Source organism: Corynebacterium sp. (assembly GCF_030532965.1).
In the GTDB taxonomy this organism is placed as follows: domain Bacteria; phylum Actinomycetota; class Actinomycetes; order Mycobacteriales; family Mycobacteriaceae; genus Corynebacterium.
Map to the genome: position 1 here is coordinate 27,707 of NZ_JAUNKC010000016.1, position 23,932 is coordinate 51,638.

The 23,932-nt window shown below is 52.1% G+C and carries 22 protein-coding genes; 13 read left to right on the forward strand and 9 right to left on the reverse strand.

Going from position 1 to position 23,932, the window contains the following annotated elements; genetic code table 11:
* Positions 1 to 122 precede the first annotated feature (122 nt).
* The 8 genes from Q4D85_RS08485 to Q4D85_RS08520 form a co-directional block, all read right to left on the reverse strand.
* The gene (locus tag Q4D85_RS08485; protein ID WP_303199673.1) at positions 123 to 2,780 is read right to left on the reverse strand and encodes a DUF4135 domain-containing protein; all 2,658 of its coding nucleotides are present in this window, start codon (positions 2,778 to 2,780) and stop codon (positions 123 to 125) included.
* Between the two features lie 176 nt (positions 2,781 to 2,956).
* Positions 2,957 to 3,781, reverse strand: coding sequence for an ABC transporter permease (locus tag Q4D85_RS08490; protein ID WP_303199674.1), 825 nt, complete (start codon positions 3,779 to 3,781; stop codon positions 2,957 to 2,959).
* Positions 3,778 to 4,686: an ATP-binding cassette domain-containing protein gene (locus Q4D85_RS08495; protein WP_303199676.1), complete on the reverse strand. Its 909-nt coding sequence runs from the start codon at positions 4,684 to 4,686 to the stop codon at positions 3,778 to 3,780. Before Q4D85_RS08495 ends, Q4D85_RS08490 begins: the two co-directional genes overlap by 4 nt.
* A complete protein-coding gene (locus Q4D85_RS08500; RefSeq protein WP_303199677.1) occupies positions 4,683 to 6,806 on the reverse strand; it encodes a peptidase domain-containing ABC transporter in 2,124 nt (707 codons plus the stop codon). Before Q4D85_RS08500 ends, Q4D85_RS08495 begins: the two co-directional genes overlap by 4 nt.
* Positions 6,807 to 6,828: 22 nt before the next feature.
* Positions 6,829 to 9,471 (reverse strand): DUF4135 domain-containing protein, encoded by a 2,643-nt coding sequence (locus Q4D85_RS08505; RefSeq protein ID WP_303199680.1) that lies wholly within the window; start codon positions 9,469 to 9,471, stop codon positions 6,829 to 6,831.
* A gap of 138 nt (positions 9,472 to 9,609) precedes the next feature.
* Positions 9,610 to 9,789 (reverse strand): hypothetical protein, encoded by a 180-nt coding sequence (locus tag Q4D85_RS08510; protein WP_303199681.1) that lies wholly within the window; start codon positions 9,787 to 9,789, stop codon positions 9,610 to 9,612.
* Positions 9,790 to 9,841: 52 nt separating this feature from the next.
* Positions 9,842 to 10,003 carry a class II lanthipeptide, LchA2/BrtA2 family gene (locus tag Q4D85_RS08515; RefSeq protein ID WP_303199682.1) on the reverse strand — a complete coding sequence of 54 codons (162 nt, stop codon included), beginning with the start codon at positions 10,001 to 10,003 and terminating at the stop codon, positions 9,842 to 9,844.
* 42 nt (positions 10,004 to 10,045) lie between these two features.
* The gene (locus tag Q4D85_RS08520; RefSeq protein WP_303199684.1) at positions 10,046 to 10,216 is read right to left on the reverse strand and encodes a lichenicidin alpha family lanthipeptide; all 171 of its coding nucleotides are present in this window, start codon (positions 10,214 to 10,216) and stop codon (positions 10,046 to 10,048) included.
* A gap of 823 nt (positions 10,217 to 11,039) precedes the next feature.
* On the opposite strand from Q4D85_RS08520, the gene Q4D85_RS08525 reads away from it, so the two are divergent.
* From Q4D85_RS08525 to dmpG, 5 genes are all read left to right on the forward strand, one after another.
* Positions 11,040 to 11,909, forward strand: a complete 870-nt coding sequence (locus Q4D85_RS08525) for an alpha/beta fold hydrolase (RefSeq protein WP_303199685.1) — start codon at positions 11,040 to 11,042, stop codon at positions 11,907 to 11,909.
* 129 nt (positions 11,910 to 12,038) lie between these two features.
* Positions 12,039 to 12,983, forward strand: coding sequence for a 3-carboxyethylcatechol 2,3-dioxygenase (locus tag Q4D85_RS08530; RefSeq protein ID WP_303199686.1), 945 nt, complete (start codon positions 12,039 to 12,041; stop codon positions 12,981 to 12,983).
* Positions 12,984 to 13,055: 72 nt separating this feature from the next.
* Entirely contained in the window at positions 13,056 to 13,838 is a 783-nt protein-coding gene (locus Q4D85_RS08535) for a 2-keto-4-pentenoate hydratase (RefSeq protein ID WP_303199687.1), read from the forward strand.
* A gap of 42 nt (positions 13,839 to 13,880) precedes the next feature.
* Positions 13,881 to 14,810: an acetaldehyde dehydrogenase (acetylating) gene (locus tag Q4D85_RS08540; protein WP_303199689.1), complete on the forward strand. Its 930-nt coding sequence runs from the start codon at positions 13,881 to 13,883 to the stop codon at positions 14,808 to 14,810.
* Positions 14,811 to 14,824: 14 nt separating this feature from the next.
* A complete protein-coding gene (dmpG, locus tag Q4D85_RS08545; protein WP_303199690.1) occupies positions 14,825 to 15,826 on the forward strand; it encodes a 4-hydroxy-2-oxovalerate aldolase in 1,002 nt (333 codons plus the stop codon).
* A gap of 25 nt (positions 15,827 to 15,851) precedes the next feature.
* On the opposite strand, the gene Q4D85_RS08550 is transcribed toward dmpG, so the two are convergent.
* Positions 15,852 to 16,670 (reverse strand): IclR family transcriptional regulator, encoded by an 819-nt coding sequence (locus Q4D85_RS08550; protein ID WP_303199691.1) that lies wholly within the window; start codon positions 16,668 to 16,670, stop codon positions 15,852 to 15,854.
* 418 nt (positions 16,671 to 17,088) lie between these two features.
* Between Q4D85_RS08550 and Q4D85_RS08555 the strand changes: the two genes are divergently transcribed.
* The 8 genes from Q4D85_RS08555 to Q4D85_RS08590 are packed head-to-tail and all read left to right on the forward strand — an operon-like array spanning position 17,089 to position 23,737.
* On the forward strand, positions 17,089 to 18,456 hold the full coding sequence (locus Q4D85_RS08555) for an aromatic ring-hydroxylating dioxygenase subunit alpha (RefSeq protein WP_303199738.1): 1,368 nt from the start codon (positions 17,089 to 17,091) through the stop codon (positions 18,454 to 18,456).
* Entirely contained in the window at positions 18,449 to 18,799 is a 351-nt protein-coding gene (locus Q4D85_RS08560; protein WP_303199693.1) for a non-heme iron oxygenase ferredoxin subunit, read from the forward strand. The genes Q4D85_RS08555 and Q4D85_RS08560 overlap by 8 nt, the downstream gene beginning before the upstream one ends.
* Positions 18,792 to 20,000, forward strand: a complete 1,209-nt coding sequence (locus tag Q4D85_RS08565; protein ID WP_303199695.1) for an NAD(P)/FAD-dependent oxidoreductase — start codon at positions 18,792 to 18,794, stop codon at positions 19,998 to 20,000. The genes Q4D85_RS08560 and Q4D85_RS08565 overlap by 8 nt, the downstream gene beginning before the upstream one ends.
* A gap of 17 nt (positions 20,001 to 20,017) precedes the next feature.
* A complete protein-coding gene (locus Q4D85_RS08570; protein WP_303199697.1) occupies positions 20,018 to 20,578 on the forward strand; it encodes a 3-phenylpropionate/cinnamic acid dioxygenase subunit beta in 561 nt (186 codons plus the stop codon).
* Positions 20,579 to 20,590: 12 nt separating this feature from the next.
* Positions 20,591 to 21,406, forward strand: a complete 816-nt coding sequence (locus Q4D85_RS08575; protein ID WP_303199699.1) for an SDR family NAD(P)-dependent oxidoreductase — start codon at positions 20,591 to 20,593, stop codon at positions 21,404 to 21,406.
* A complete protein-coding gene (locus Q4D85_RS08580; protein ID WP_303199701.1) occupies positions 21,403 to 23,004 on the forward strand; it encodes a long-chain fatty acid--CoA ligase in 1,602 nt (533 codons plus the stop codon). Before Q4D85_RS08575 ends, Q4D85_RS08580 begins: the two co-directional genes overlap by 4 nt.
* Entirely contained in the window at positions 23,004 to 23,324 is a 321-nt protein-coding gene (locus Q4D85_RS08585; protein WP_303199703.1) for a hypothetical protein, read from the forward strand. Before Q4D85_RS08580 ends, Q4D85_RS08585 begins: the two co-directional genes overlap by 1 nt.
* Complete coding sequence (locus Q4D85_RS08590; protein WP_303199704.1) at positions 23,321 to 23,737, forward strand: PaaI family thioesterase; 417 nt, start codon at positions 23,321 to 23,323, stop codon at positions 23,735 to 23,737. Before Q4D85_RS08585 ends, Q4D85_RS08590 begins: the two co-directional genes overlap by 4 nt.
* Positions 23,738 to 23,932: the final 195 nt, after the last annotated feature.

Below are 23,932 nucleotides of genomic sequence, written 5' to 3' on the forward strand. Positions count from 1 at the left end.
TCAGGATTTCTAAAGCACCTGACGTGTCACCTTCCGCCAAGCGTAATTGGTTCCGCTTCCTCAATCTGAAAAGGGCGACTAAGGCAGAGTGACTCAGTCGCCTCAAGAACGGCGGTTAGTATTTAATGCCAGGGTGCACGGACTACAGCCGAACGGTGCCCTGCCAGCGAAAGTAATAGTTGCCCCACACCCGCAAGTCCACAGTATAGGCTGGTTGAGTAGTGTTCCTTCGTCAGGCCATCCCCGCACAGATCAGCGACAAGGAGCTCTGAAGCAATCGCACCAGCTTTCCCTTGGAGTTCTTCATCCTTCGCGAAGTACCCTAGATAATATAAAACTTCAAGTACTCCGATGTACCCGTGGCAAGCAGACATCCCCATATTGTCGACGTTTTCCATAAGGAAGGGGTGGATAGCTTCAAGTAGCTTCTTCGCTTGCGTTAACGTCGATTCTTCGCGGATAAGGTTGAGTGCAAGTGCTCCCAGACCAGCAGTTCCATGGCACCACCCCAACGATGGTTGATCTTGGCTAAGCGCCGCGTGAAGGATCGCGTTAATCTGGTGTTCCACTAGTTCGACGCTCACCCGCCGCCTGGATAAACGCGCACTCGCAACATACGCGTCAAGGATGCCAGCGGAGGAATGAGCAAATCCACCATCGTCAGGAACTTCGTCATTCCTTAGCAGCCATGACTCCGTGAAAATGCGAACCAGGGTGCTTAGTCGGCCGCAATCTTCACCTAACTCCGCGAGCATCCCAGCGATTTCAACGAACGCCCGGTATTGGCTGGCCAACCCGTTAATTGCATCCATATTCAAGGTTGCATCCGGAACTAATCGTTCCTTCGTCATCTGTTCGATCAGCGTCAACATTGCTCGGTGCGCTGCATCCTTGTACACATCACGGTCTATTCGATCCCACTCAAGTGCATGAGCGCATGCCACCGCAGACAACAACAACCCAATGTTTCCCGTAGCAAGTCCACCAAGTTTCTTTCCCTGGATGGGGTTGCGCAGCAACACCCTTTGAAAACTCAGAGCGGCCTTGCGCAGCAGTGGTTTCACTGCTGCGTCCGCAGAAAACTTGTAATAGGTTGCTAGGAAGTATAGTGTTCCCGCCGTGCCGCCGTAGAAATCATCGTTACTCGCCAACACTTGCCAGTTTCGGTCGAAGTCCTCCCCCACCGAGGCGCTAAGGAAGTCTAGGCCAAAATGCGCATCCGGGTTTTCCCCAACCCGCTCGGTAATATTTTCCACGACATAACTCAGCATTTCCAGAACTGAAGCTTTCGCAGGCACATTCGTCCCAGACTGAATCCGATTATCCGAATATCTGCCCACAAACGACGCTTCAATCCAATGACATTGTTCCTTCGTCGCGTCTTCGACACGATCGAGACTCTTTAACTTTTGAAGAACATTATCAATCGCCGTGACTTCAATTACCTCACCTAAGGCTGGAATGGGCAGCTTCTGTCCGTCGAGAAGCACAATATCTCGACTGCCCATGGCAACAGAAAAAGCGGGAATATCATCCTGCATAAGTTGCTGCCACTCCGCTTTCCACAATAATTCGTCACCCCAAATCCCAATTTGTGAACACGCTAGGGCAAAAAGGTAGGGGTCATCAGCGATAACGGGATGACTTGCCGTTGCTTGCACCTGTGCGTACCGATAGGTGGGAGTGACAATAACCCTCGTCCGGATACTGTCGTAAGCGTGGAGAATCAGATCCCGAATAGCGTGACGGTTATCCGCCGCCCGTTTTAAAGTCGTGGCGAAAGCCGCCGTGATCATGTTCTTCACATTCTCTAACGCCTGAGGTTCTTCCTCCAGGAATACGGTGTTTCCTGGATCCGTTGGAATGGCTTTCTGAATTTCAAAAGAGCGCGTTCCATCTGGCAGGGTTCGCACGACAGGGGCCGGAAAGGGGTGAATACCGCCTTCGGAGGGGCGGGCTCGCACAAGCCCCACCTCAATAGAGTTCGGGCCATTGCCGATCTTAAACGGCAATGTTCCCACCGACAGCACAGAATCCGCCCAACGGGTGCCATTTTCTGAATTCGTGCTTTGCAATCCGGGTCTAAAGAGGGTCTCCAAGTCAATAAGACGAGGAACGTTTCCTTCTACGATGAAATTCTCATTATGAAAATCCACTCCGTTGAGAATGTACCCCAACGCAGTCCACTGCCCCACGGCGGAGTAGAACTTCTGCAGGTCTGTTACTTCGCCATCTTCTTGAAGAAACTCGCTCCAACTGTGATCACGTCGATCCCACGCCCTAGGTGGTTGTGCCATATCCAATAGAGAACAGACTTCGCTGATTAAGTCCCCACTGACCGGACAGTGCGGCCGGTAGATGAGTGTTCGATCAAGAAAATCTAGCCTAGCAACAGTCTGCAAACCTAAATGAGGATCACCAAGACCAAACGTAACTCGGGTGGGCGGATGCGCAATCCCAAGATAGTCACTGTCCGCCTGTAAGTCTCTTTCAAGACGGCAGCTGGCTGCCCCAACCCTTTGGTGGGCCCGTAAAAGACGAACTGCTAGGGCTGAGGATCCCGACACTTGGTACCCTGAGGAAACCGCCCGGTCGTGAAGCCACCGTCCCGCGATATCTGCAACAATTCTTTCCCACTGCTCTGCTGCAGCTGTAGCTATAGCCTCGCTGGTGGGCCATTCCTGCTCGACGATTTCCCGATAATGCCGATGTAAAATAGCGGCAAAGCTGGTAACAACCGGCGTATCGTAGCTAAGTTCATCTAGCGATGAACGAATCACCTTAGAACTTTCAAGACGAAGGGCAGCTGGCATGCTGGCCAACATATCCGTTGCGCTCTGTTCGATCTCCTGGGGGTGGAAGCCACTGAAGGTGCCTCCTGCGTCGTTCTGTCTTGCCTGCAGTCTCCCCATCAACTTACTGGCGATATTGCTCGTTAATTGCGCAGTGACCATGATTACTTCACCCGACCTGTTCGATCAATCTTCCCCTTGTTGAAGAAGATAACAAACGCTGCCAGCGCAATAGTCACACTGAGGGAATACAGGATGCTTACGGGTTCGCCCCATAGGAACTTAGCGGGATCAGCCTGTTCAAAAAGGCGAGTAGCATTCTTGAAAGGCAGGAGGCTATAGAAGAATTTAGTGGATGGATCAGAGCCATCGATCATACCTTCCACAACCAAAATCCAAGCAACAAGCACGGTCACGGCAGCAGACAAGTTGTTGGCTACGATGCTTACAGCGACCGCGAAGGAGACAGTCACAACAGATATTAAGATCGTGTTTCCAGCCAAAATGACGTAGGACCCAGCACTGTCACCAACAAACTGATGCCAGTCACGTCCAACAAGCGCCACGGTACCAAGTGTGGCACCGGAACTGAGGACCGTAGCAGCTAACATGACGCAGGCTCCCACCACCACCAAGCACAACCATTTTGCCGCCCAAATCACTGGGCGGCTCGGCAGGCTGAGTAGCTTGAGCTGCACAAACTTAGTTGACTCCTCACGTAAGAGGTTGCGCGCTACCCAGAAGAACAACCCCAGAATCGCCAGCTGGAAAACACCACTAACAGCGGCACGCTCCGAGGGATTAGCGTCCTCACTGGAATACCCGGCAAGAAGCGCGCTAAGTCCCACCGACCACGCCACTGCGCCAACAACGGTCACCATCAATATGATGTGGCCTACTTTGTCGTATTTCAACTGGAGCCACTCAGCCTTCACCGCACGTTGAATGGACTGTGTCAGCGGCAGCTTTGTTGTCGTTATTTCTTTCACCGGAATTCCACCTCTTTTTCAGAAATCTGTTGGTAGGCCTCGGCAAGGGTTCGCCGCGCCTGTTCTAGGTAATAAAGATCCACACCAGTTTCACTAGAAGCCCGGGATACCAGCTCAGGGGCCACATTCACCTGTACCTGGTTGTCCGCTTCCGCCAGCATTTCAAAGCCTGGGTGTGTTTTAGTCAGGTGCTGGATGATTTGTTCATTGTTTTCGGACTGGAAGGAAGCTGCTTGAGCCCCAGCAGTGAGTTCCGACATGAAACCCTGCCATAGGGTCTTTCCTCGGCCAATGATTACCACCCGCGACGCTAGAAGCTCCGAGTCGGCGAGGAAGTGGCTAGAGATCAGCACCGTTCCACCGGAAGCGCAATGTCGTTTAAGGAGCTTATTCAACCAGGCCATCCCGTCAGGATCTAGACCGTTCACTGGCTCATCAAGAATCAGAATTTTCGGGCTCCCAAGCATGGCAGCAGCAATACCACAACGCTGGCGCATACCTAGAGAGAATTGCGAGACTTTCCGGTCAGCAACGCTGGTCAAACCGCTTTCCGCTAAACAAACCTCGACACGCGATGTATCAATTCCCGCCAGTTCAGCGAATACTTGTAGATTCTGTGCTGCTGTCAGATCCGTGTTGAGCCACGTGGCATCCAATAGGGAGCCCACCATTTGGATCGGTTCGTTTAAAGCCCGATAAGGTTCACCTTGAATGAGAGCGGAACCGGTATCTGGTTCTTCCAGACCACAGATCATCCGCAAGAGAGTTGACTTACCAGCACCGTTGGGCCCGGCTAAAAGGGTTATTTCCCCGGCTACGACGTCGAAAGAAACATCGTCGATAACCTTTTTCTTCCCGTATGTCTTAGAAATCCCACGGATTTCAATGGCGTTACTAATACTCATGCTATTCCTTTCCGCATCAACTGATCGAGATAATCTGGTTCTTCAACCTCGACCCTGCCTGAATCAAGGAAGTGAAGAATCTTGTCTTCATCACCTACCGCTGTGGGACGATGCGCAATACTTACCAACGTCATATCTAATTCCCGCAGCGCCTGGGTTATGGCACGCTCAGTTGGAACGTCGATCGCGCTTGTTGCCTCATCCAAGATTAAGAGAGATGGACGTGTCACAATTGCCCTGCTCAGCGCAAACCTTTGACGCTGTCCACCAGAGAACGAATTTCCCATCTCCCCTACCGGGGTGTCTAAGCCAAGAGGTAGTTCGTTCACAACTTCTTCAAGCTGCGCAACCCGAAGAGCCTCCCAGATTTCCTGATCCGTGACGTCTCGACCAAAAGCGATATTGTCGCGAATACTCCCGGAGATCAAATAGTTTTCTTGCGGGACAAAACCGAAAAGCTGTGCTCGGGATTCAGGTGAGATCTCTGCAATATCAATCCCGTTGATGTGGACTCTTCCACGTGACGGGCGGTGCAAACCTGTCAGTAGCCGAGCAAAAGTCGATTTTCCGCTACCAGAGGAACCGACGAAGGTATTATGACTGTACCTATCAATTCTTAAGTTCACCTGGTCCAAAGATTGCACAGAAGACCCAAGATAACGATAGGAGACATTCTCCGCAGTTATCTGCTCAATAGAGTCCACTCGTTGAGAACCCTCATATTCCTGAGGGATTTGAAGCAGATCATCTACCTTAGCCATCAGTCCGCGTGCTTCTGTAAGGGAAGTAACCCCATTAAGAAGTTGGCTCGTCGAGGAAATAAACACCGAGAAGAGGCCACTTGACGCCACCACGGCTCCTAGACCGCTTACTGAATTTGGGAATAGGAGGGAAATGATGATGGGAATGAGCGGACCAAAGACAGTTAGTGCTGTGGTGACAGCGGTAATAACCCCAGTCCACACTGTTTTCAGCGTGGTCGAGTGCAAGTGCCGCTCATTTGTTTCCGCCCACCGGTCAAAGAAATGATCTTTGGTATTTGTCATTTTAATTGCTGCCATCGTAATGATGGTCTCTAACTGTTGACTAGACAATGCCCCACCTGCGGCTGCCTCTTCGCTGGCGTATTGATTGATGCGCTCAGCTGCTACGAAAAACACCAGGCACAGTACGGCAAGCAAACCGACAAGAATCAAAGCCATCAGTGGCCAAAGATAAAAAACCACTCCTAGGAGGGTTAGGACGGTAAGCGCGCTGAACACAACTGATGAGCCATTGATAAAGATCGTTGTGGATACGAAGTTAACGGCCGCGAGGGAATAGACAATGTCGCCTGGTGCATAAGTACTAAAAACATCCAGACGCGAGTCAAGCTTCCGTTTGACCCCAGCAGTACCGAGATCCCGCGCTGCAACTTTCAACAGGAAAGCTTCAAGGGCTGTTCGTGCCAAACTAACGGCCATAAACAGACCGACGGCAGCAACCAACCCTACAGCCAATACCGTCGTAGATAATGCTTCCCCGGAGGTAACCGCATCCACGACCGCTGATATCGCTATCGGGGCGGCACCAGAGCCTACAAGCATCAGCAGGCCAACAACTACTGTTGCCACAAGTAAGGCAGGGTTCGCCTTAAGTGATCTAAGAACAATCCCTAATGCTGGCGAGCGATACATATCACGAAGGTTCAGTTGGATACGTTTCAGTGCTGACTCGACCCCACGATCCGGGAAGATCCACCACTGTCGGCTGATCTTTTGCTCTGCTTCAAAGCGCGTCAATTTCACCCGACCCCGGCTGGGATCTACGATCTTCACCCACCGGTTATCGACGCTTTCTACAAGACAAAAATGGCTGAAATCGAGGTTCACCATCACTTGGGAACCATCGCTCAATTCAGCTGCTATCTCATCTAACCCACCAGTACCTTCCTTTGATGGAACTCCATAATCAAGTACCAGGTGGCGGATATGTGCCGTTGACATTCCATCACGGCCAACCGGGTATAGTTCACGTAGTTGGTTAAGGTCAACGTCGACAGCAAGTCGCCGCAGGATCATAGCCGCGCAGACGAGTCCGCACTCCGCAGCTCTAGACTGTAGTAACAATTTATAAGACACTGGTGTTTGTCCTATCTCTTCTCTAGAATCCCGCAAAAAGGGGTCGGTGAGTGGGGGCGTCAACCAACTGGAGGGCATGAATTAACCCGCCAATACCGTTGAGGTACCCCATGTCAAAAATGTTTCCCGGGTAACCGCAGTAGATTTCGGAGGACTCCAAGGTCTTCACAATGGAATCCCGGTATCGGACTGGCACGTCTTCTCCGATCAAACCGTATTCTTCGAGCAACCAGAGAGCGCTAAGAATCCCTGCTACCCCATGGCAGAGAGAAACGTCGAGTGGCTGACGATGAGTCTGGGCCTTAGCCAACTCCATGAAAGCCAAATCAACAAAAGCCGTAACGAGGTGTGAGTCTTCTCGAAGTTCACCTACGATCGCTAAGGTGCCAATGATGCCCGATAGACCATTGCACCATGCCAAACGCTTCTCAACCGGTTCATCCTGGACAAGTTTTAGCGCATAAGCTACTAGGTTATCTGCTAGTAAATTCATTTTCTGCTCAACCTGCTCTGGCAGCAGGAATTCTTGTGCCTGACAAAATTTACTAAACCCATAAGCAGCAAGTAACGTTCCCGCAGCACCATGAGCCAGGCCATAATTTTCAGCGCTCAAAGAGGCTTGCATCCGTGGGAGAAGAAACTCACGTGCCTCCTGGTAAAGCAAACGGGCGGTCTCAGATTCAATAATTACGTTGAGGTTTCCCAACGCCGCTACTGCGGATTCAACACCGCCGATGAAATCCGAGGTGACCGATTCCTTTCCGAGGGCACCTGTGAGGGCTTCAACTACCTGGTGCATTCGTTCCGATTCAGCTGATGTAGAAGGACGGGTCTTATGCGTAACAAGAAGCGCCGTCCCTGGTCCGAAGCCGTGAAAGTTCATGGGCTCTTCCAGGTTTTGTCCAATATGTACAGACCAACGTTCCTCGGGTGCCCGATTCGAGAATCCGAGGGTGTCGTGCATCAACCAATCGGTGCCGTCGCCCATCAGAAACGAACAGGAAAACGCGCCTAGGAATAGTCCTTCTTCCTGGATATCGCTAGACAACCAACGATTATCCATTGATTCATCCAGGTTGGTACGGCGTGCCTTTACCTCATCCACTAACTCATCCACGCAGATGGGACGGCTAGAGCGAATACCTGTAGCCGCCGCCAGCGCCTGAGCGTTAGCTTTGAGAACTTCGATATAGGCGGAACCGTATTCGCCGACGAAATCAGCATGACGTTTACTTGGCAAGGAGAGCCGTTCAGAGAATCGTACTTTCCCACAATGATGTTTATTTCCGTCGTAGACGTTGCCGAAGAAATCTAGAACAAAGTATGGGACGTCGGCGACAGCGATTTGTTTCCTCTCCGCTACCCCAATTGCTGCCCCATCGGTACCGCGTGGACCAGAATCAAGAAGTTCCTCTGGACGATCCAACCCTGCGAGGGCTGCTGGCATCAAAGTCGCATCCAATATTGATGCATATACTCCTGTGCTCCTTAGAACTTGGCGCCAGAAATGTTCTTGCTCTGCTATAGCCAGAAACTCTGCTAGCTCACTACTGCGAGCTACGCTGCGTGCGGAAGCGAAAGAATCGATCAGGATCTGGAATGCGTCTGTTAGATCAATGTCGTGCAGCCCATTCGGTGGCATCTTCTTCAGGTGAGGCTTCACCACCCTGCGGAAGGCAACATTGTCATGCCCACCATTAACTACATCAAACGTGTCGAATTCGGGCGAGTCTCGTTCAGATTCAATCAACAACCCGCTGAAATACCTCCAGAAGGAGTTATCAGAGAGAGCCGATGGCACGAGTCCAGACGTCAGGATATCAGAGGCATCTGCGGGTAGTTCATCTGGAATCCGAAATTGAATCGCGGTTTCGCCGTCAATAACCACGGGTTTTCCTGTGACCGAGCAAACCACATTATCTGCGTGGAGGTCGGTCGCTCCTAGGATATGACACGCTGCAAGTAAGGTTCCTGCGGCAGTCATATAATTTTTCATGTCAACGTCAACGTTCTTCTCGCTAGCGGAGGGAATATATTGTTGCCAGCAGTGGTCGTCTACGTCGATTGTGTGGGCCACAAGCTCAAAAGGATCAGTTCCTAAAAAACGACATACTTGATCAATGAGTACTTCGCCCTTGCCACTACGTGGCTTATACATAACTTTGCCGTTGTTGGTAGTAACGAGAACTGTGGTCTTCCCTTGGTTATGAGTCTCTTCATGGTGAAACCGCAAGGAGTGGATTACGTCAGTCTCCCCCACGCCCAGTTCCTGCAGGATCTGGCGGTCTTTTTCAAAATCGGAAAAGACCTGGAGCGTATACTCTAGGCTGTTGGAATAAACGGCATCAATAAGCGGCTTTAATCGCGGGTATTGTGCTTCAACTAGTTTTTCTCGTTGGTCTTCAAATTGGAGAAGTCGATCAAACTCCTCGTGTGCTTGCGTAGAACTAGCAAAGGGTTCTATTCCTTGCTTCTCCCGCCATTGATGGAAAACCGCAATGAGTGCCCGTTGCGAGATTTGTGTTGCCCTCGACGCGAACCAGCTCTTAACATCTGCAATTACGCTATCCGACGGGTGGAACCTTTCGCGAACAAATGCTCTGCGTAAATCCTGCTCAAAAGCCGTAAGTTTAGCGTCAAGGTAATTCGGGAATTCGCAATTCATTTTTCTCCTTAGTAAGTGTGCATTTATCGGGGTGGTTTTAGGATTTGAGTAAGTACAAGTTCGGCCCCTCAGAATCTGAGCGGCCGAACTTCGAGGTTTAAATTAAGACGCGAAACTAATTTTTCGCGTTGGTAACTGCTATGCTTGCCGTCGTGCGACTGCGTAACCAGCCAAGCCGGTGAAGAAGGACACAACGGCAGCAGTAGTCAGATAGCTGTCAGAACCCGTGATCCCGGTAGCCGCCACGCCAAGGCCACTGGCAATTCCTATCGCGACACCAATCAGGGTGTAAATGGTCTCTTTAGTAAACTGAGACATGGAGGTTCACCTTTCATTTTCTACTAGTTACACTGGGACAAAGCCTGAAGGCTTAGCTGCAGCGTTTCGAGCACTTGGTGGTAGGGCACAGTGCAAGGGAAACTGGGACTATGGTGGTCCAGGTACCGCCATGTTGGGCTTGCTCGTTGTCGATCATTTCGCGCAGATCCTCACGTGCGTACCCCTCGACAAATCCGAAGTCTTTCTTAGCCATTTTGAGTTCCTTTCAGTAAAGAATCGATATTGATTAGGTTGCTTAGTTGCAGCTTGGCATGCATTCCTTGGTAATAGTGCAGAATCCACCTCGATTACCAAGGAGGCGGCTCAGCCACATGTCGGCTTCGTAGGATTCGGTCATCTGAAGGTCGAGTTCCTGGTCCAACTCGTCCAGGATCTGATTGTCGGAAACATTGCTTGCAGTTGACATCTAGTTCTCCTGTCTACTCACTGCAAAATCGGATAGATGGACTTGTGAAAATTCAAAGAACAATTCTCATGAGGTTGCGGCGCTACTTGCTCCGTGGATGTTCACGTTTTCGAGCGTAACAACGGGAAAACTAGCGATTCAAGGAACTTTCGAACCCTCTCCACAGCAAAGAAAATGCTTAGATTTAAATAGGAAATCTATAAAAACAAAATAGGGATCCTGTTGATGTAAAAAATTCACAACCGCACTGTACAAGGCCATAAATGCGGCTTTAGGGCGCCCGCTCAAACAATCCAAAGTCACCAAATGGCAACCATAATCATCTTCATTTCCAGGCAAATCACTTATGCTACTCTTACCTACTGATCTACTTTAGTTACCTACCAGACACAGGTTTTGAGTACCGGTATCCCGGGTTTGCGATACGGTCCGCAGCGGGACTACTAGGCCCCGTGGCCTAACTTTCGTTAGCGGTTGTTGTGGGTTGTGACTGTGCACATGTCGTCGTGACCGATAAAGATACGGTTCAACCTATTTGACAGACGTTAACACTAAACATGCAGGTGAGAGGGTTTTTACCGCCCCGGTTGGATTGGCATATTTTGTTTGTTTATATAACACTGCGCGGCTGGTGGGGCGTCGTAAAGCAAAGTGCACGAGTGACGTTTGCGCTGTATTCGTTCTTCCCACGGTCACGTGTTCCGACCAGCGGAACACGTGATAGTAAGCCAAGGTGTAGCACCTTACCATCATGATTTAAACAACCAATCTTGTTTTCTGGGGTTTTAGCCGCCCAGTTCTTCGCGGTTCATGAAGGAGGAAAATGTCCGATAAACAATACACCAGCGTCTGGGATGATCTGGCTGAGGTCGAGTTCAGCCAAGGATATATCGAGGCAGGGGGATACCGGACCCGTTATCTTCATGCCGGCACTCCTGATAAACCAACGTTGTTTATGCTTCACGGTGTCACCGGTCACGCCGAAGCTTATGTGCGTAACCTTGCTGCGCATGCTGAACATTTCAATGTGTATGCCATTGATTTCATCGGGCATGGGTATTCCACGAAACCTGAGCATCCGCTAGAGATCAAGCATTATGTGGATCAAGTTCTCGCGATCATGGATGAGCTTGGGGTTGAGAAGGCATATTTCTCCGGTGAATCCCTTGGCGGCTGGACGACCGCGCGTGTGGCGCAGCTTTATCCCGAGCGGGTGGAACGCATTGTGCTCAACACAATGGGCGGGACGATGGCGAACCCGCAGGTCATGGAGCGTCTGTATACCCTTTCTATGGAGGCTGCGAAGGATCCTTCTTGGGAGCGGGTCAAAGCCCGGTTGGAATGGCTCATGGCAGATCCAACGATGGTTACCCCGGACCTCATCCGCACTCGGCAGCGGATTTTTGAACAGCCTGATTGGCCTATGGCATGCGAGATGAATATGGCGTTGCAGAATCTTGAGATCCGTAAACGCAACATGCTTTCCGACGACGACCTGCGCGCCATCCAAGCACCAGCGTTAGTGCTGTGGACAACCAAGGATCCATCTGGTCCGGTAGATGAAGGCCGCCGTATTTCCGAGTTGATACCAAACGGGCAATTGGCGGTCATGGAGAATTGTGGTCACTGGCCGCAATATGAGGACACCGAGACGTTCAACAAGATTCACCTCGACTTCCTCCTGGACCGATAGTTTCCACCTGTTTCTTATCTGTATTTTCCGGATCATCAGTGTTTTCGCCTGAACCTGATGATTCGGTCTTACCCCTATCATTTTGCTTCGTCTACGACGATGGAAGCTTTAATTTTCAAGGAAAACATCATGGCTCAATTTGCGCTTTTGGCTATGTCCCATAGCCCCTTACTTGGGATCAATGATCCGGGTGATGAGGTCACAGCCAGCTTAAACGACGCGTTTTCACACGTTCGTTCTTTCGTTAACGATTTCGACCCCGAACTGATTGTCACGATCGCCCCGGATCACTACAACGGATTCTTTTATGATCTGATGCCACCCTATTGCATCGGATACGAAGCTTTGAGCGTCGGCGATTACGACTCAATTGAGGGGCCGCTTTCCGTTCCAACCGAGATCAGCGAGGAAATGGCACAGTTTGTCATTGACAAGGGGATAGATATCGCCATTTCCCGTCGTATGGAAATCGATCACGGAGCAGTGCAGCCCATTGAATTGCTATACGAATCTTTGACCGCAAAACCCACGGTACCGGTATACGTTAATGGCGTTGCCCGCCCGTTTGTCCCCATGGAGCGAGTTCGAAAGATGGGGCAGGCAATCGGTGAGTACTTAGCTGGACGAGATGAACGCATCCTCTTGATTGCCTCCGGTGGGCTTTCGCATGATCCGCCTGTGCCGCAATGGGCTACCGCCACCGATGAGCAGCGACAACTTCTGCTCAACGGACGTCATCCTACGGAAGAAGCGCGCAATAATCGGCAAATGAATGTCATCAACACCGCTAAAGCATTCGCTCGCGGAGAGGCAGAAATTCTTGATCTGAACCCGGAGTGGGACCGGAAATTCATGGATGATTGCGCTTCCAATGACCCCACCAGGTTCGATGCATATCACGCCGATGACATGGATGAGCAGGCTGGCCATTCTTCCCACGAAGTGCGGTCCTGGGTGGCGGCGTTTTCCGCGCTGCATAGTGCGGCGGGCGCGTATTCAGTGGATTTTGAATATTACAAACCCATCCGGGAGTACATTGCTGGGTTTGGCATCATGATCGCCACTCCGAACTAAGTATGTAGCATCACTGCGGTGGATAGTATCGCGTTTTCTTATCCACCCAAAAGCCAAGAAAGTATCCTCCGCATGAGCAAAACCATTTCCTACCAAACGATTGCCGACCAGCTTAAAGGTGCGTATGTAACCAGACAGCCAGTTTCGCCGCCGCGGTTGCTTGTCGACGATTTAGACGTTGCAGGCGCGTACCGTATCCAGCAATTGCAGGAAGAAGCGTTTATCGCAGAGGGCCACCAGGTTATTGGCCGCAAAATTGGTTTGACCTCGGTGGCGATGCAACAACAATTGGGAGTCGATAGTCCTGACTTCGGGTTCTTCACGGAAAACATGCTTTTTGAGGCAGATTCCGACATACCAGTGTCGCGATTCATTTCCCCCAAGGTAGAACCAGAATTGGGTTTTCGGCTAGGTTCTGACCTCCAGGCAGAGGCCACGCTGGCTGATGTCGAAGCCGCTATCGATTCCGTTTATCTCGCGGTCGAAATCATCGATTCGCGGGTACGCGATTGGGATATCCGGCTCGTGGATACCATCGCCGATAATGCCTCCTGCGGCGCAATTATCTTATCGGCGCAGCCGGTCGATATCGCTTTTACCGAATTGCCGAACGTTGGCGCGCGGATGACCATCGACGGCATAGACGCAGGTGAAGGTACAGGTTCCGCAGTGATGGGGCATCCGGTCACTCCGATTGTGTGGTTGGCACACACCCTTGCCGAACAAGGAGTTCAGTTGAAAGCTGGGGACATTATTTTGTCTGGCAGTTTCTGCGCTGCCGCGCCGGTCATTCAGGGCCAATCATTATCCGTGGACTACGGTGCTCTCGGATCCCTCAACGTTCGATTTGTTTAATCTCACCATTTTGCTTTCCCATTGCCTTAATAAGGAACACCCATGACTTCTAAACTCACCGCCGCCATTATTGGCCCCGGCAACATCGGCACTGACTTGCTGATGAAGCTGCTGAAAAACTCCCGCAATATTGAACCTGTATACATGATTGGGGTCGATCCCGAATCCGATGGTCTTCGGCGTGCCGAAAAACTCGGGGTGACCGCTTCGGCGGGCGGCGTCGATTGGCTGTTAGCACAGACAGACCTGCCGGATTTCGTCTTTGAGGCCACCTCCGCCTATGCGCATAAAGTCAACGCACCGCGATTTGAAGCCGCTGGTATTCGAGCCATCGACCTCACCCCCGCCGCCGTTGGCCCTTATGTGTGTCCCTCGGTGAATCTTGACGCCCTCACCACAGTGAAGAATGTCAACATGATTACCTGCGGTGGCCAGGCGACCACGCCGATTGTGGCTGCGGTTTCGCGGATCGTTCCGGTCGAATATGCCGAAATCGTCGCTTCCATTTCCTCCCGCTCCGCAGGTCCAGGTACCCGCGCCAATATTGATGAGTTCATGCAGACAACGTCAGCAGCTTTGGAAAAGGTCGGCGGAGCCACGTCCGGAAAAGCCATCCTGATTCTAAACCCGGTTGAGCCGCCGATGCTCATGCGCAATACAGTGTATTGTTCGCTTCCGCCAGAGGCAGCCGAGCCTGGGGAACTTCAGGATCAGATCACTCATTCAATCATGCACATGGTGGAAACTGTGCAGGCATACGTACCGGGATACCACCTGACAGCGGCGCCGCAGTTTGATACCGCCCGTCCTGAATGGAACGGCTGGGGTCGCGTAACGGTTCTAATTGAGGTTCGAGGAGCAGCTGATTATTTGCCAGAGTACGCCGGAAATCTCGACATCATCACCGCCGCAGCGGTTGCCACAGCTGATAAATACGTTGACTTACTGCGTTCGAATTCGGGCAGTGACTAACCCAAGGAATAATTATGACTAACATTCGGATCAATGACACCACGTTACGTGATGGCTCCCATGCTATTCGCCATCAATACACTGAAGACCAAGTGCGCGCGGTGGTACGTGCCCTCGATGACGCCAATGTTGAAATGATTGAAGTCACCCATGGCGACGGTCTTGGTGGTTCGTCGTTTAACTACGGGTTCTCTAAAGTAAGCGATTTACAGCTCATTGAAGCAGCCGTTGACGAGGCTAAAAACGCGAAAATCGCCTGTTTGCTTCTGCCTGGCCTGGGCACCGTCGCGGATCTTGCCGAAGCCCACAAGCGCGGCGCAGCTATGGTTCGTATTGCCACCCACTGCACGGAAGCGGACGTTTCCATCAAGCATTTCGAGGCCGCCCGGGAAATGGGTATGGAGACTGGTGGTTTTCTCATGCTTTCCCACCGGATTTCGCCTGCTGAGTTAGCGGCGCAGGCTCGGATCATGGTTGATGCTGGCTGTCAATGCGTTTTTGTTGTCGACTCAGCAGGATCGCTCATCATGGAAGAAGCCAGCGATCGGGTCACGGCCCTAATAGATGAAATTGGCGACGAAGCCCAGGTAGGGTTCCACGGCCACCAGAATTTGTCGTTCGGCGTTACCAATTCAGTTTTAGCCGTTCGCGCTGGTGCTCGTCAGATTGATGGTTCATTGGCTGGTCTTGGGGCTGGCGCTGGCAATTCTCCCACAGAGGTGTTAACGGTCGCGTTTGATCGGCTCGGCATCAGGCATGGAGTAGATGTGGCCGCAATCTTGAGCGCTGCCGAAGACGTGCTCAAGCCCATGGTTGATCGTCTTCCGATGATGGATCGCGGTTCAATCGTGCAAGGCCAGATGGGGGTTTATAATTCCTTCCTGTTGCACGCCGAGCGGGCCGCGAAGCGTTACGATGTCCCGACCGCCGAGATTCTGCGCGAGATTGGTCGGCGCGGTTACGTCGGTGGTCAGGAAGACATGATTATCGACGTGGCGGTTGCGTTACGCGGCTAGTCACATCTTCGAGCTAAGTGGGGTGTTACTGCCCCACTTTTCGACGTTCTTCCTGCGCCCGTTGGAACGTCACAGCTGCCTTTCCAGCCGCTTTGCAGGTTCGTCGCAAAGCTTGAATGTACATTTCTGGATTAAAAGTCGCAGTCGGCCCGCTAACGCTCATTGCCGCAATCGGCACGTTGTTTCGACCAAAAATTGGCGCGGCAACGCACGTTAAGCCGGGCGTAATTTCTTCCCGATCGTAGGCGACCCCTTCTACCCGGACCCGGACCAATTCTTCCCGCAGTTTATCCGGATCGACAATCGTGTTCTCGGTCCAGGATGTCAAACCTGCCTTAATTACGGATTCCGTGCGTTCATAATCCCAAGCCAACATCGCTTTACCCACGCCTGTGCAATAGGCCGGTGCACTGCCACCGATTCGCGAAGGTGCCGGAATGCGTTTGACCGAAAACAACTTGTTCACGTACACCACCTGGGTTCCCTGCAAGAAGGCCAAATGAACCGTTTGCCGCGTCTGCTCAAAAAGCGCCGCTAGATAAGGCGTAAGCACTTCGCCCACGACTTCTTTCTTCAACGAGCCCGTCGTATGGGTTAGCTCGAAACATAGGGGTCCAAGACGATATACGTCGCCGGCTCGCTCAATCGCCCCATTTGCAACCAAAATTGCGAGGATACGATGACATGTTGTTTTCGACATCTGCGCCCGGCGCGCCAGTTCACTGACCCCAATTCCATTGACATCGTGATCGCCAAAACAACGCAAAAGGCTAAAAGCTTTGTCCACGGCACCGCGATTGTCGATTGGTTTTTCTGCCCCTGGAACCTTCAGTTTGTCAGTCATCGGTGGATACTCCTCTCCTTCTGGTCGAAAATCCACATTTAGCATTTCGATGTGTCGTGTGGTTGCTAAAAGAAAACGTGCAGCGAAATTAGTTGACCCATCAATCAAAATGGTGAACCTGTAGTAAACAATGAGATTCACCCATCGGTTTCACCTGCGAGTAATGGGTTGAATATTACTCCGGGTTCTCGGTGTTACTGCCCACGATAACCGCATACCACCTTTGCTTTAATATTTTCGTTCCACTCAACGGAACAACGATTAGAACCTTTTCAGGTGTGACGGCACAGTATAGAGAAACTAAATGTGAACCAGCCTACAAAAAGGGGTTGCGCGTACCACCCAAACCGCTACCTCTCAGGCACCCTCATCTTTATTTCAACTTTAGGAGAGTTCAGTGTCTACCCCTGACAACCCAATGCCACGTGGCGGACTGACCCGGCCACCCAACCTCGACGTCAACCTAGATGTCAGCGGCATGGTCGATCCAGATGGCGGCCTCGTCGATCGTCGAATCTTCTCGGATAACCAGGTGTACCGACAGGAAATGCGCCGCATCTTCGCTCGGAGCTGGCTGTTCATCGCCCATGAAGATCAATTCAAAAAGCCAGGCGATTTCTTCCAAACGTATATGGGCGAAGATCCAGTCATTGCGGTTTTAAACAAGAAACGCGAAATCCGCGTCCTGTTAAACAACTGCCGCCATCGCGGGGCACGTGTCTGTCGGGCAGATATGGGTTCGACCAAAAACTTCACCTGCACGTACCATGGCTGGTCATTTGACCTTGATGGAAATCTGGCGAATGTTCCCGCCCAAGAAGCCTACGGCGAAAATTTCAACCCAGCAGATTGGGGGCTGGTTTCTGCCCCTCGTGTTGAAAGCTACAAAGGACTGATCTTCGCCAACTGGGACGAAAACGCGGAGCCATTGGAAGACACCCTTGGCGATATGCGGTGGTACATCGATGCGTTTATGGATCGGGACCCGGAAGGCACCTGCGTTGTCGGTGGCGTAACGAAGTGGGTTTTGGAGGGTAACTGGAAACTCGCAGCGGAACAGTTCGCCACGGACTGGTATCACGTGAACATGTCTCACGCTTCCGCCCTGATGGTGATGTCGCCGACCGGTAGGGGTCCGAAGAAAGAAATCGCTATGCGCACCGGTCGGCAGTACTCTGACGAATACGGCAATGGTGCAGGCTTTCCAGTCCACCCGCGTAATAGGTTTGATGCCCAGCCAGTTCACGAATACTACGACTATGACTTCCTGAGGCAACGGCTGTCACCGGAGCAAGTGATGGGGCCGCTAACCAATGGCCACGCGACCGTCTTCCCTAATTTCTCTTACCTGCCGGTAAACGGTTCCATCCGGGTATGGCACCCAAAGGGGCCAAACAAGATGGAGGTGTGGAGCTGGACGGTGTTGGACAAATCAATGCCGGAAGACGTTCGCCATGCACAGCGTCTCTATAATCTTCGCACCTTCGGCCCGTCTGGCATTTTCGAACAGGACGACGGCGAAAACTGGTCGGAATGCCAGGCCAATGCTCACGCATTCATGGTCGGAAACACGGCACTGAATTACCAAATGGGGCTTGGAGACTTACGGGAGGAACCTGGTTTCCCGGGTCAAACCTCCAGCTTGTATTCCGACGCCGCAGGTCGTGCCGTGTATCGCCGGTGGCGCGAGCTGATGGGCACCCCAGCCTGGCACGAGTTGCGCAACGCAGATGGAGACTCAACACATTCGAATGCTGATTGTAACGGAGGATGCACTCATGATTGACCCAGTAAAAGTTGCCCATGTTGATGACATCGAGCAGGAAGAAGGCGCTGTCTTCGAATCAGATGTCACTGGCTATGACGCCCCCATCGCCGTGTTCCGAACCGAAGACGACGAATTCTTTGCGCTTGATGATATCTGCACCCATGGTAATGCGTCGCTTGCAGATGGCTGGGTAGAAGGCACAGAAGTTGAATGCCCGTTGCACTCCGGAAAGTTCTGCTTAAAGTCCGGAAAGGTATTGTGCATGCCAGCGGTTGAGGATACCAATACCCACAAGATTGAGGTTCGTGGCGATGAGGTTTGGCTGTATCCAGGCACCCCATTGGAGGCCGTCGATGATTAATACCGTTATCATTGGTGGCGGAATTGGTGGATTTACCTTAGCGCGCGAACTGCGTTCGTTAAATGATGGCGTTTCCATCGCCATCATTGATCCAGAGGGGCTGCCATACGACCGGCCACCGTTAAGTAAAGAAATTCTTAATGGGACGAAAACCACCGAGCAAATTCTGCTGGCACCTGCGGAATTTTACGAAGAAAACAACATTGAAATCATCACCGGCCGCGCCAGAAGTATTGACGCTCAGGCCAAGGTAGTGCATCTTAGCAATGGTCGGACCATCGAATACGAAAATCTCGTTCTCGCAACCGGTGGTGTACCTCGCAGCCTCCCAACACCGGGGTTTGATGACCCAGACGTATGGGTTCTACGCACCGCAGCGGATTCCCTGAAGCTCAAGGAATCCCTGACGCCCCAAACGAGGCTTGCCATCATTGGCGCTGGGTTGATTGGCGCTGAAGTTGCATCCTCCGCCCGCGAGCGCGGTGCCGAAGTGACGTTGATTGACCCCCAACCGGTGGCATTAATTCCCGCCGTTGGTGAAGAGATCGCGCACCGTCTGCATTCATTGCATGCAGAAAACAACGTCGAATTCATAAATGGCATCGTGACAAGCATTAACCGTGATGGTGCTGGTTTCATCGTGCACGTTGATGGACACGACACGGTATCCGCGGATCACGTGTTGATCGCGGTTGGGATCGTACCGGAGGAAAACTTGGCTTCCAGTGCCGGGCTCGATTGCGACAATGGGGTTTTGGTTGATGCTTCCCAGCGAACCTCCAATCCGCATATTTGGGCAATCGGTGACTGCGCCCGGCACCGCAATCCCGATGGTTCATTGGAACGCCGCCATGAACACTGGGAATCTGCTGTTTTTGATGCCCAAGTCGCAGCAGCCGCGATTAATCTTTCCGAACTTCCTGACCGTAGCTCGTCATGGTTCTGGACCGATCGCTACAACGTCCATGTTGAAGGCGTGGGCTCCATGTCATCTGACGGCACCACCATCATTCGGCCTGATGCTGAAGGTCAGCCGCAGATTGCGTTCCGCATGAACGACGACGGAACCATGGCTGGCTGTGCCGCGATAGACGCTGGAATGGCTGTCCGGGCGGCCCGTCGAATCATTGATCGGAAAATCGTGGTCGACCATGACCAACTAGCCGATCCAACCGTCAATCTAAAAAAGCTAGCCCGTTAGATAAGGGGTGAGAGAAAATGACCGACTACTTACGACGTGAAGACATCACGGTTGGCGAACGTGTCGACAGTGAAACTTATTATGAGATTCAAAACCTCTACTACGATGAGGCGGATCTCTTAGACGAAGGCCGCTACGTTGACTGGCTGGAACGGTTTGACGACGACCTCTACTACTGGTCCCCCACCCGAACCAACCGGCTACGCAGGCAGCAAGCACTTGCTATTGCCGCCCCAGACGAAGCCGCATTTTACGACGAGACAAAAGACTCGTTGGCATGGCGGATCCGACGGTTCGATTCTGGAATGGCATGGGCCGAAGATCCCCCCTCGCGAACTCGCCATCTCATTACCAATATTTCGGTGCGTCACGCCGAAGACCCAGACGGAAATCAGCTTCTTGAAGTTCGTTCGAACTTCCTTGTGTGGCGCACCCGACTGGAAAACGAACGCGATATTTTCGCTGGTACCCGCACCGACCTGCTGCGCAAAACGGAAGCCGGATACAAGATCTTCGATCGCCGCATCTTGCTCGATATCAATGTTCTCCCCTCCAAAAACATCTCAACATTCTTTTAGGAGGTGCCCGACATGATTGCAGGACAAACTGTTTTCATCACGGGAGCCGGATCTGGTCTCGGCGCTGCACTCAGCCGTCGGTTCATTTCGGAAGGAGCCAACGTTGCCCTGGTCGATGTGGACCAGGATCGCGCACAAGCCATTGCGCAGGAATTCGATCCCGACAAAGTACTCGCTCTTGGTGCAGATGTCCGCGACTCAACCGCACTCCATGCTGCCGTTACTGCGACGTTAAAAAAGTTCCATCAGCTAGATACGGTCATTCCCAATGCGGGTATCTGGGATTACAACCGCTCGGTTACCCGCCACAACGGCGATGAGCTATCTCACATCTTTGACGAAATCTTTTCCATCAACGTCAAAGGCTACCTGCTTACCGTTGAAGCAACATGGCGGGAACTGGTAAAAACCCGTGGTTCCATCATCATGACCTTGTCTAACGCAGCGTTTTACGCAGCTGGCGGCGGGCCAATCTACACCGCCAGCAAATTCGCGGACCGTGGCCTGATGTTGGAATTCGCCTACGAACTCGCACCCAAAGTCCGGGTGAATGGAGTCGCGGTTGGCGGCATGCGCACCGATTTACGTGGTCCGGCAGCCATCGGACTGGAAACCCGTAGTTTCGCTGATTCGCTTGACCGATGGTCAGCATCCAACCCATATATCCCGCTTCACGATATTTCTACAGACCCTGCTGCTTTTACTGGTCCGTTCGTGATGCTTGCTAGTCCTACCAATGCCGGAAATATCACCGGCACCATTATTAACGCAGATGGCGGAATCGCCGCTCGTGGATTCCGAACTGCCGCTGGAGGTGATGAATTGTGATTGTTCAAGGCGTTTCACACACTGCCGATAAAGTGGACATTAATCCGTGCTCGCAGATTGCGCGGCATGCGAAATATCAACCCAATCTCGTCGCATTGAATTACGAAGGCGACGAAATTACCTACGCTGAGCTCAAAGACATCATCATGCAGTGGGCGCAGCACCTCGACGAAGCTGGTGTCCGCCAAGGTGATCGGGTTGCTTATTTAGGAATGAATTCGCAGTCATTCATTTTCACCATGCTGGCTGCCTGGTGGCTCGGCGCGACGTTCATGCCCTTTAATTTCCGGTTATCGGCTCCGGAGATCTCCCAATTACTTATGCAGGGCACACCACACACCATCGTTGTCGAAGGCCCCTACTTACCCCAGGCCAAGCATATTTACGGAATTGAACGGCACCACGTCGTTGTTGTTGACGATGATCAGCATGCTCCTGTCGACGGGCGAGTACCACTCTACTGGCAAGCAACGTCGAATATCGCCCCACTTGGTGATGCTCAATTAAAACCACGGCCCATGTCCATGACGGATCTGGCACTGCTGCTATTCACCTCTGGCACGACTGGACTGCCCAAGGGAGTGCAGTTAACCTTCGGAAATCTGTGGTGGAATTCCATCAATGTGGACACGATGGTCGATACTCGTCCAGGCGACGTAACCTTGGCAACCGCACCGCTATTTCACGTCGGTGCACTTAATTCCTTCGCAATTCGGGCGTTGGTTCGGGCCAACACGTTGTTAATCCACCGCCACTTCGATCCGGAACGAGTGCTGGCTGATATTGAACAGCATCAGATCGGTTCAACGTTCATGGTTCCCGCCCAGTTGGAGGCGCTTTACAGCCACCCGCACTTCACCACGGCGAAGCTCGACTCCATGCGAGCCACCATCTGCGCTGGGGCACCAGTACCACCAGTATTGATTCGGCGATACATGGAAAAAGGAATCAACGTTCAACAAGCGTGGGGGCTTACGGAAACAGCCCCATTTGCCACCTACCTACCGCCACACATGACGGCTGAAAAAGCTGGCTCCTGCGGCATCCCCATGCCGTACACCGAAGTGAGACTCATCGACCCAGACTCAGGAGAAGAGGTAAAAGAGTCCGGGGTGACCGGCGAGTTGTGGGTACGGGGCCCAAATGTTGCCACTGGTTATTGGAATAATCCCGAAATAACTCAAAAGTCCTATACCGCTGGCTGGTTCCACTCCGGCGATCTAGGGCACCGCGACGATGACGGCTACTATTACATCGTCGACCGGCTCAAAGATCTTATCATCACTGGTGGGGAGAACGTGTACCCCGCTGAAGTCGAACGAGTCATTGCCGAATTTGACGGTGTGCGCGGAAACGCGGTCATCGGCCTACCAGACGAAAAATGGGGCGAAATCGTCGTTTCTGTCATTCAACCCGATCCGGGAGCCGAGATCACCATTGATCTGCTGAGGGAACACTGCGAACGCCACCTGGCACGCTATAAGCTCCCCAAGAAATTGGTTGTTGTTGACGAAATAACTCGAAATTCAGCCGGAAAGATAGACAAACTAGCCATCAAGCAGATGGTACGAGAGATGTTGGAAGAGGAGGTTTGCTAATGCACGCGATTCCCATTGAGTCTTCTCCCCTACGGCATACCTACCCCTACGGGAAAAACGACCTGGAACTCCCCTTTGGCACAGCCAGTGAAATGAAAGGAGACGTCGCGGAGATTTTCGCACGCCAACCAGAGTGCCGTCGCATCGTCGTCGCCGTTGAAGAGGGCGACATTGAAGCGATCCGTGAATGCGAAAAAGCTGGACTCCGGTACGTCCTTGATGTCCAGCTACGTGACGGTAAAGATCTATCGCTCATGGTTGCTGAACCTGATTGGGTAACCGAAATGAGTGAAGACATCGAAGGACTGAAACTGACATGAATTTTAAAGAGCAATGGGAAAACTTCTATTCCCGCGTCGACGACGTCGCCATTACGTTGAAGCTATACCCAATCTCAGGCGACAAAGACCACGTCACAGTAGGAATGCCCCTGCATAAGGCAATAACCCAACCTGCCGGAATGTTCTCCGCTCCCTCACTTTTTGGACTCGCCGACATCACTGGAACATGGTTGGCGATGCAACAAGTAGAACCAGGAACCTTCCCGTTGGCGGTGAGCTCCTCGGTTAACGTTGTCTCCAATAAAAAATCCGGCGATGCGATTGCCACTGCAACAATCGTTCGCGCCGGGAGAACCATCATCGTGACTGATACAACAGTTGTGTCCTCAGAAGACGATTCAGTGTTGGCGAAAGTCGTTACGACATATACGGTCCCGCCTCGCAAGACGTAAAACTTCTCTTATTCATTCTCCGCCTCAGATCGCCACTGCCATCTGAGGCGGATTTTTGTTCCCGTTGACAACTCCTCACTATCGCACCACTCCCCCAGTTGACCTGCAATAAACCCGCATTTCACATCGCATTTTTACCCTTGTGCCATTGGGCGGAACGACTTTTCTGTTCGCAGGGAAACAGGCATTACCCTC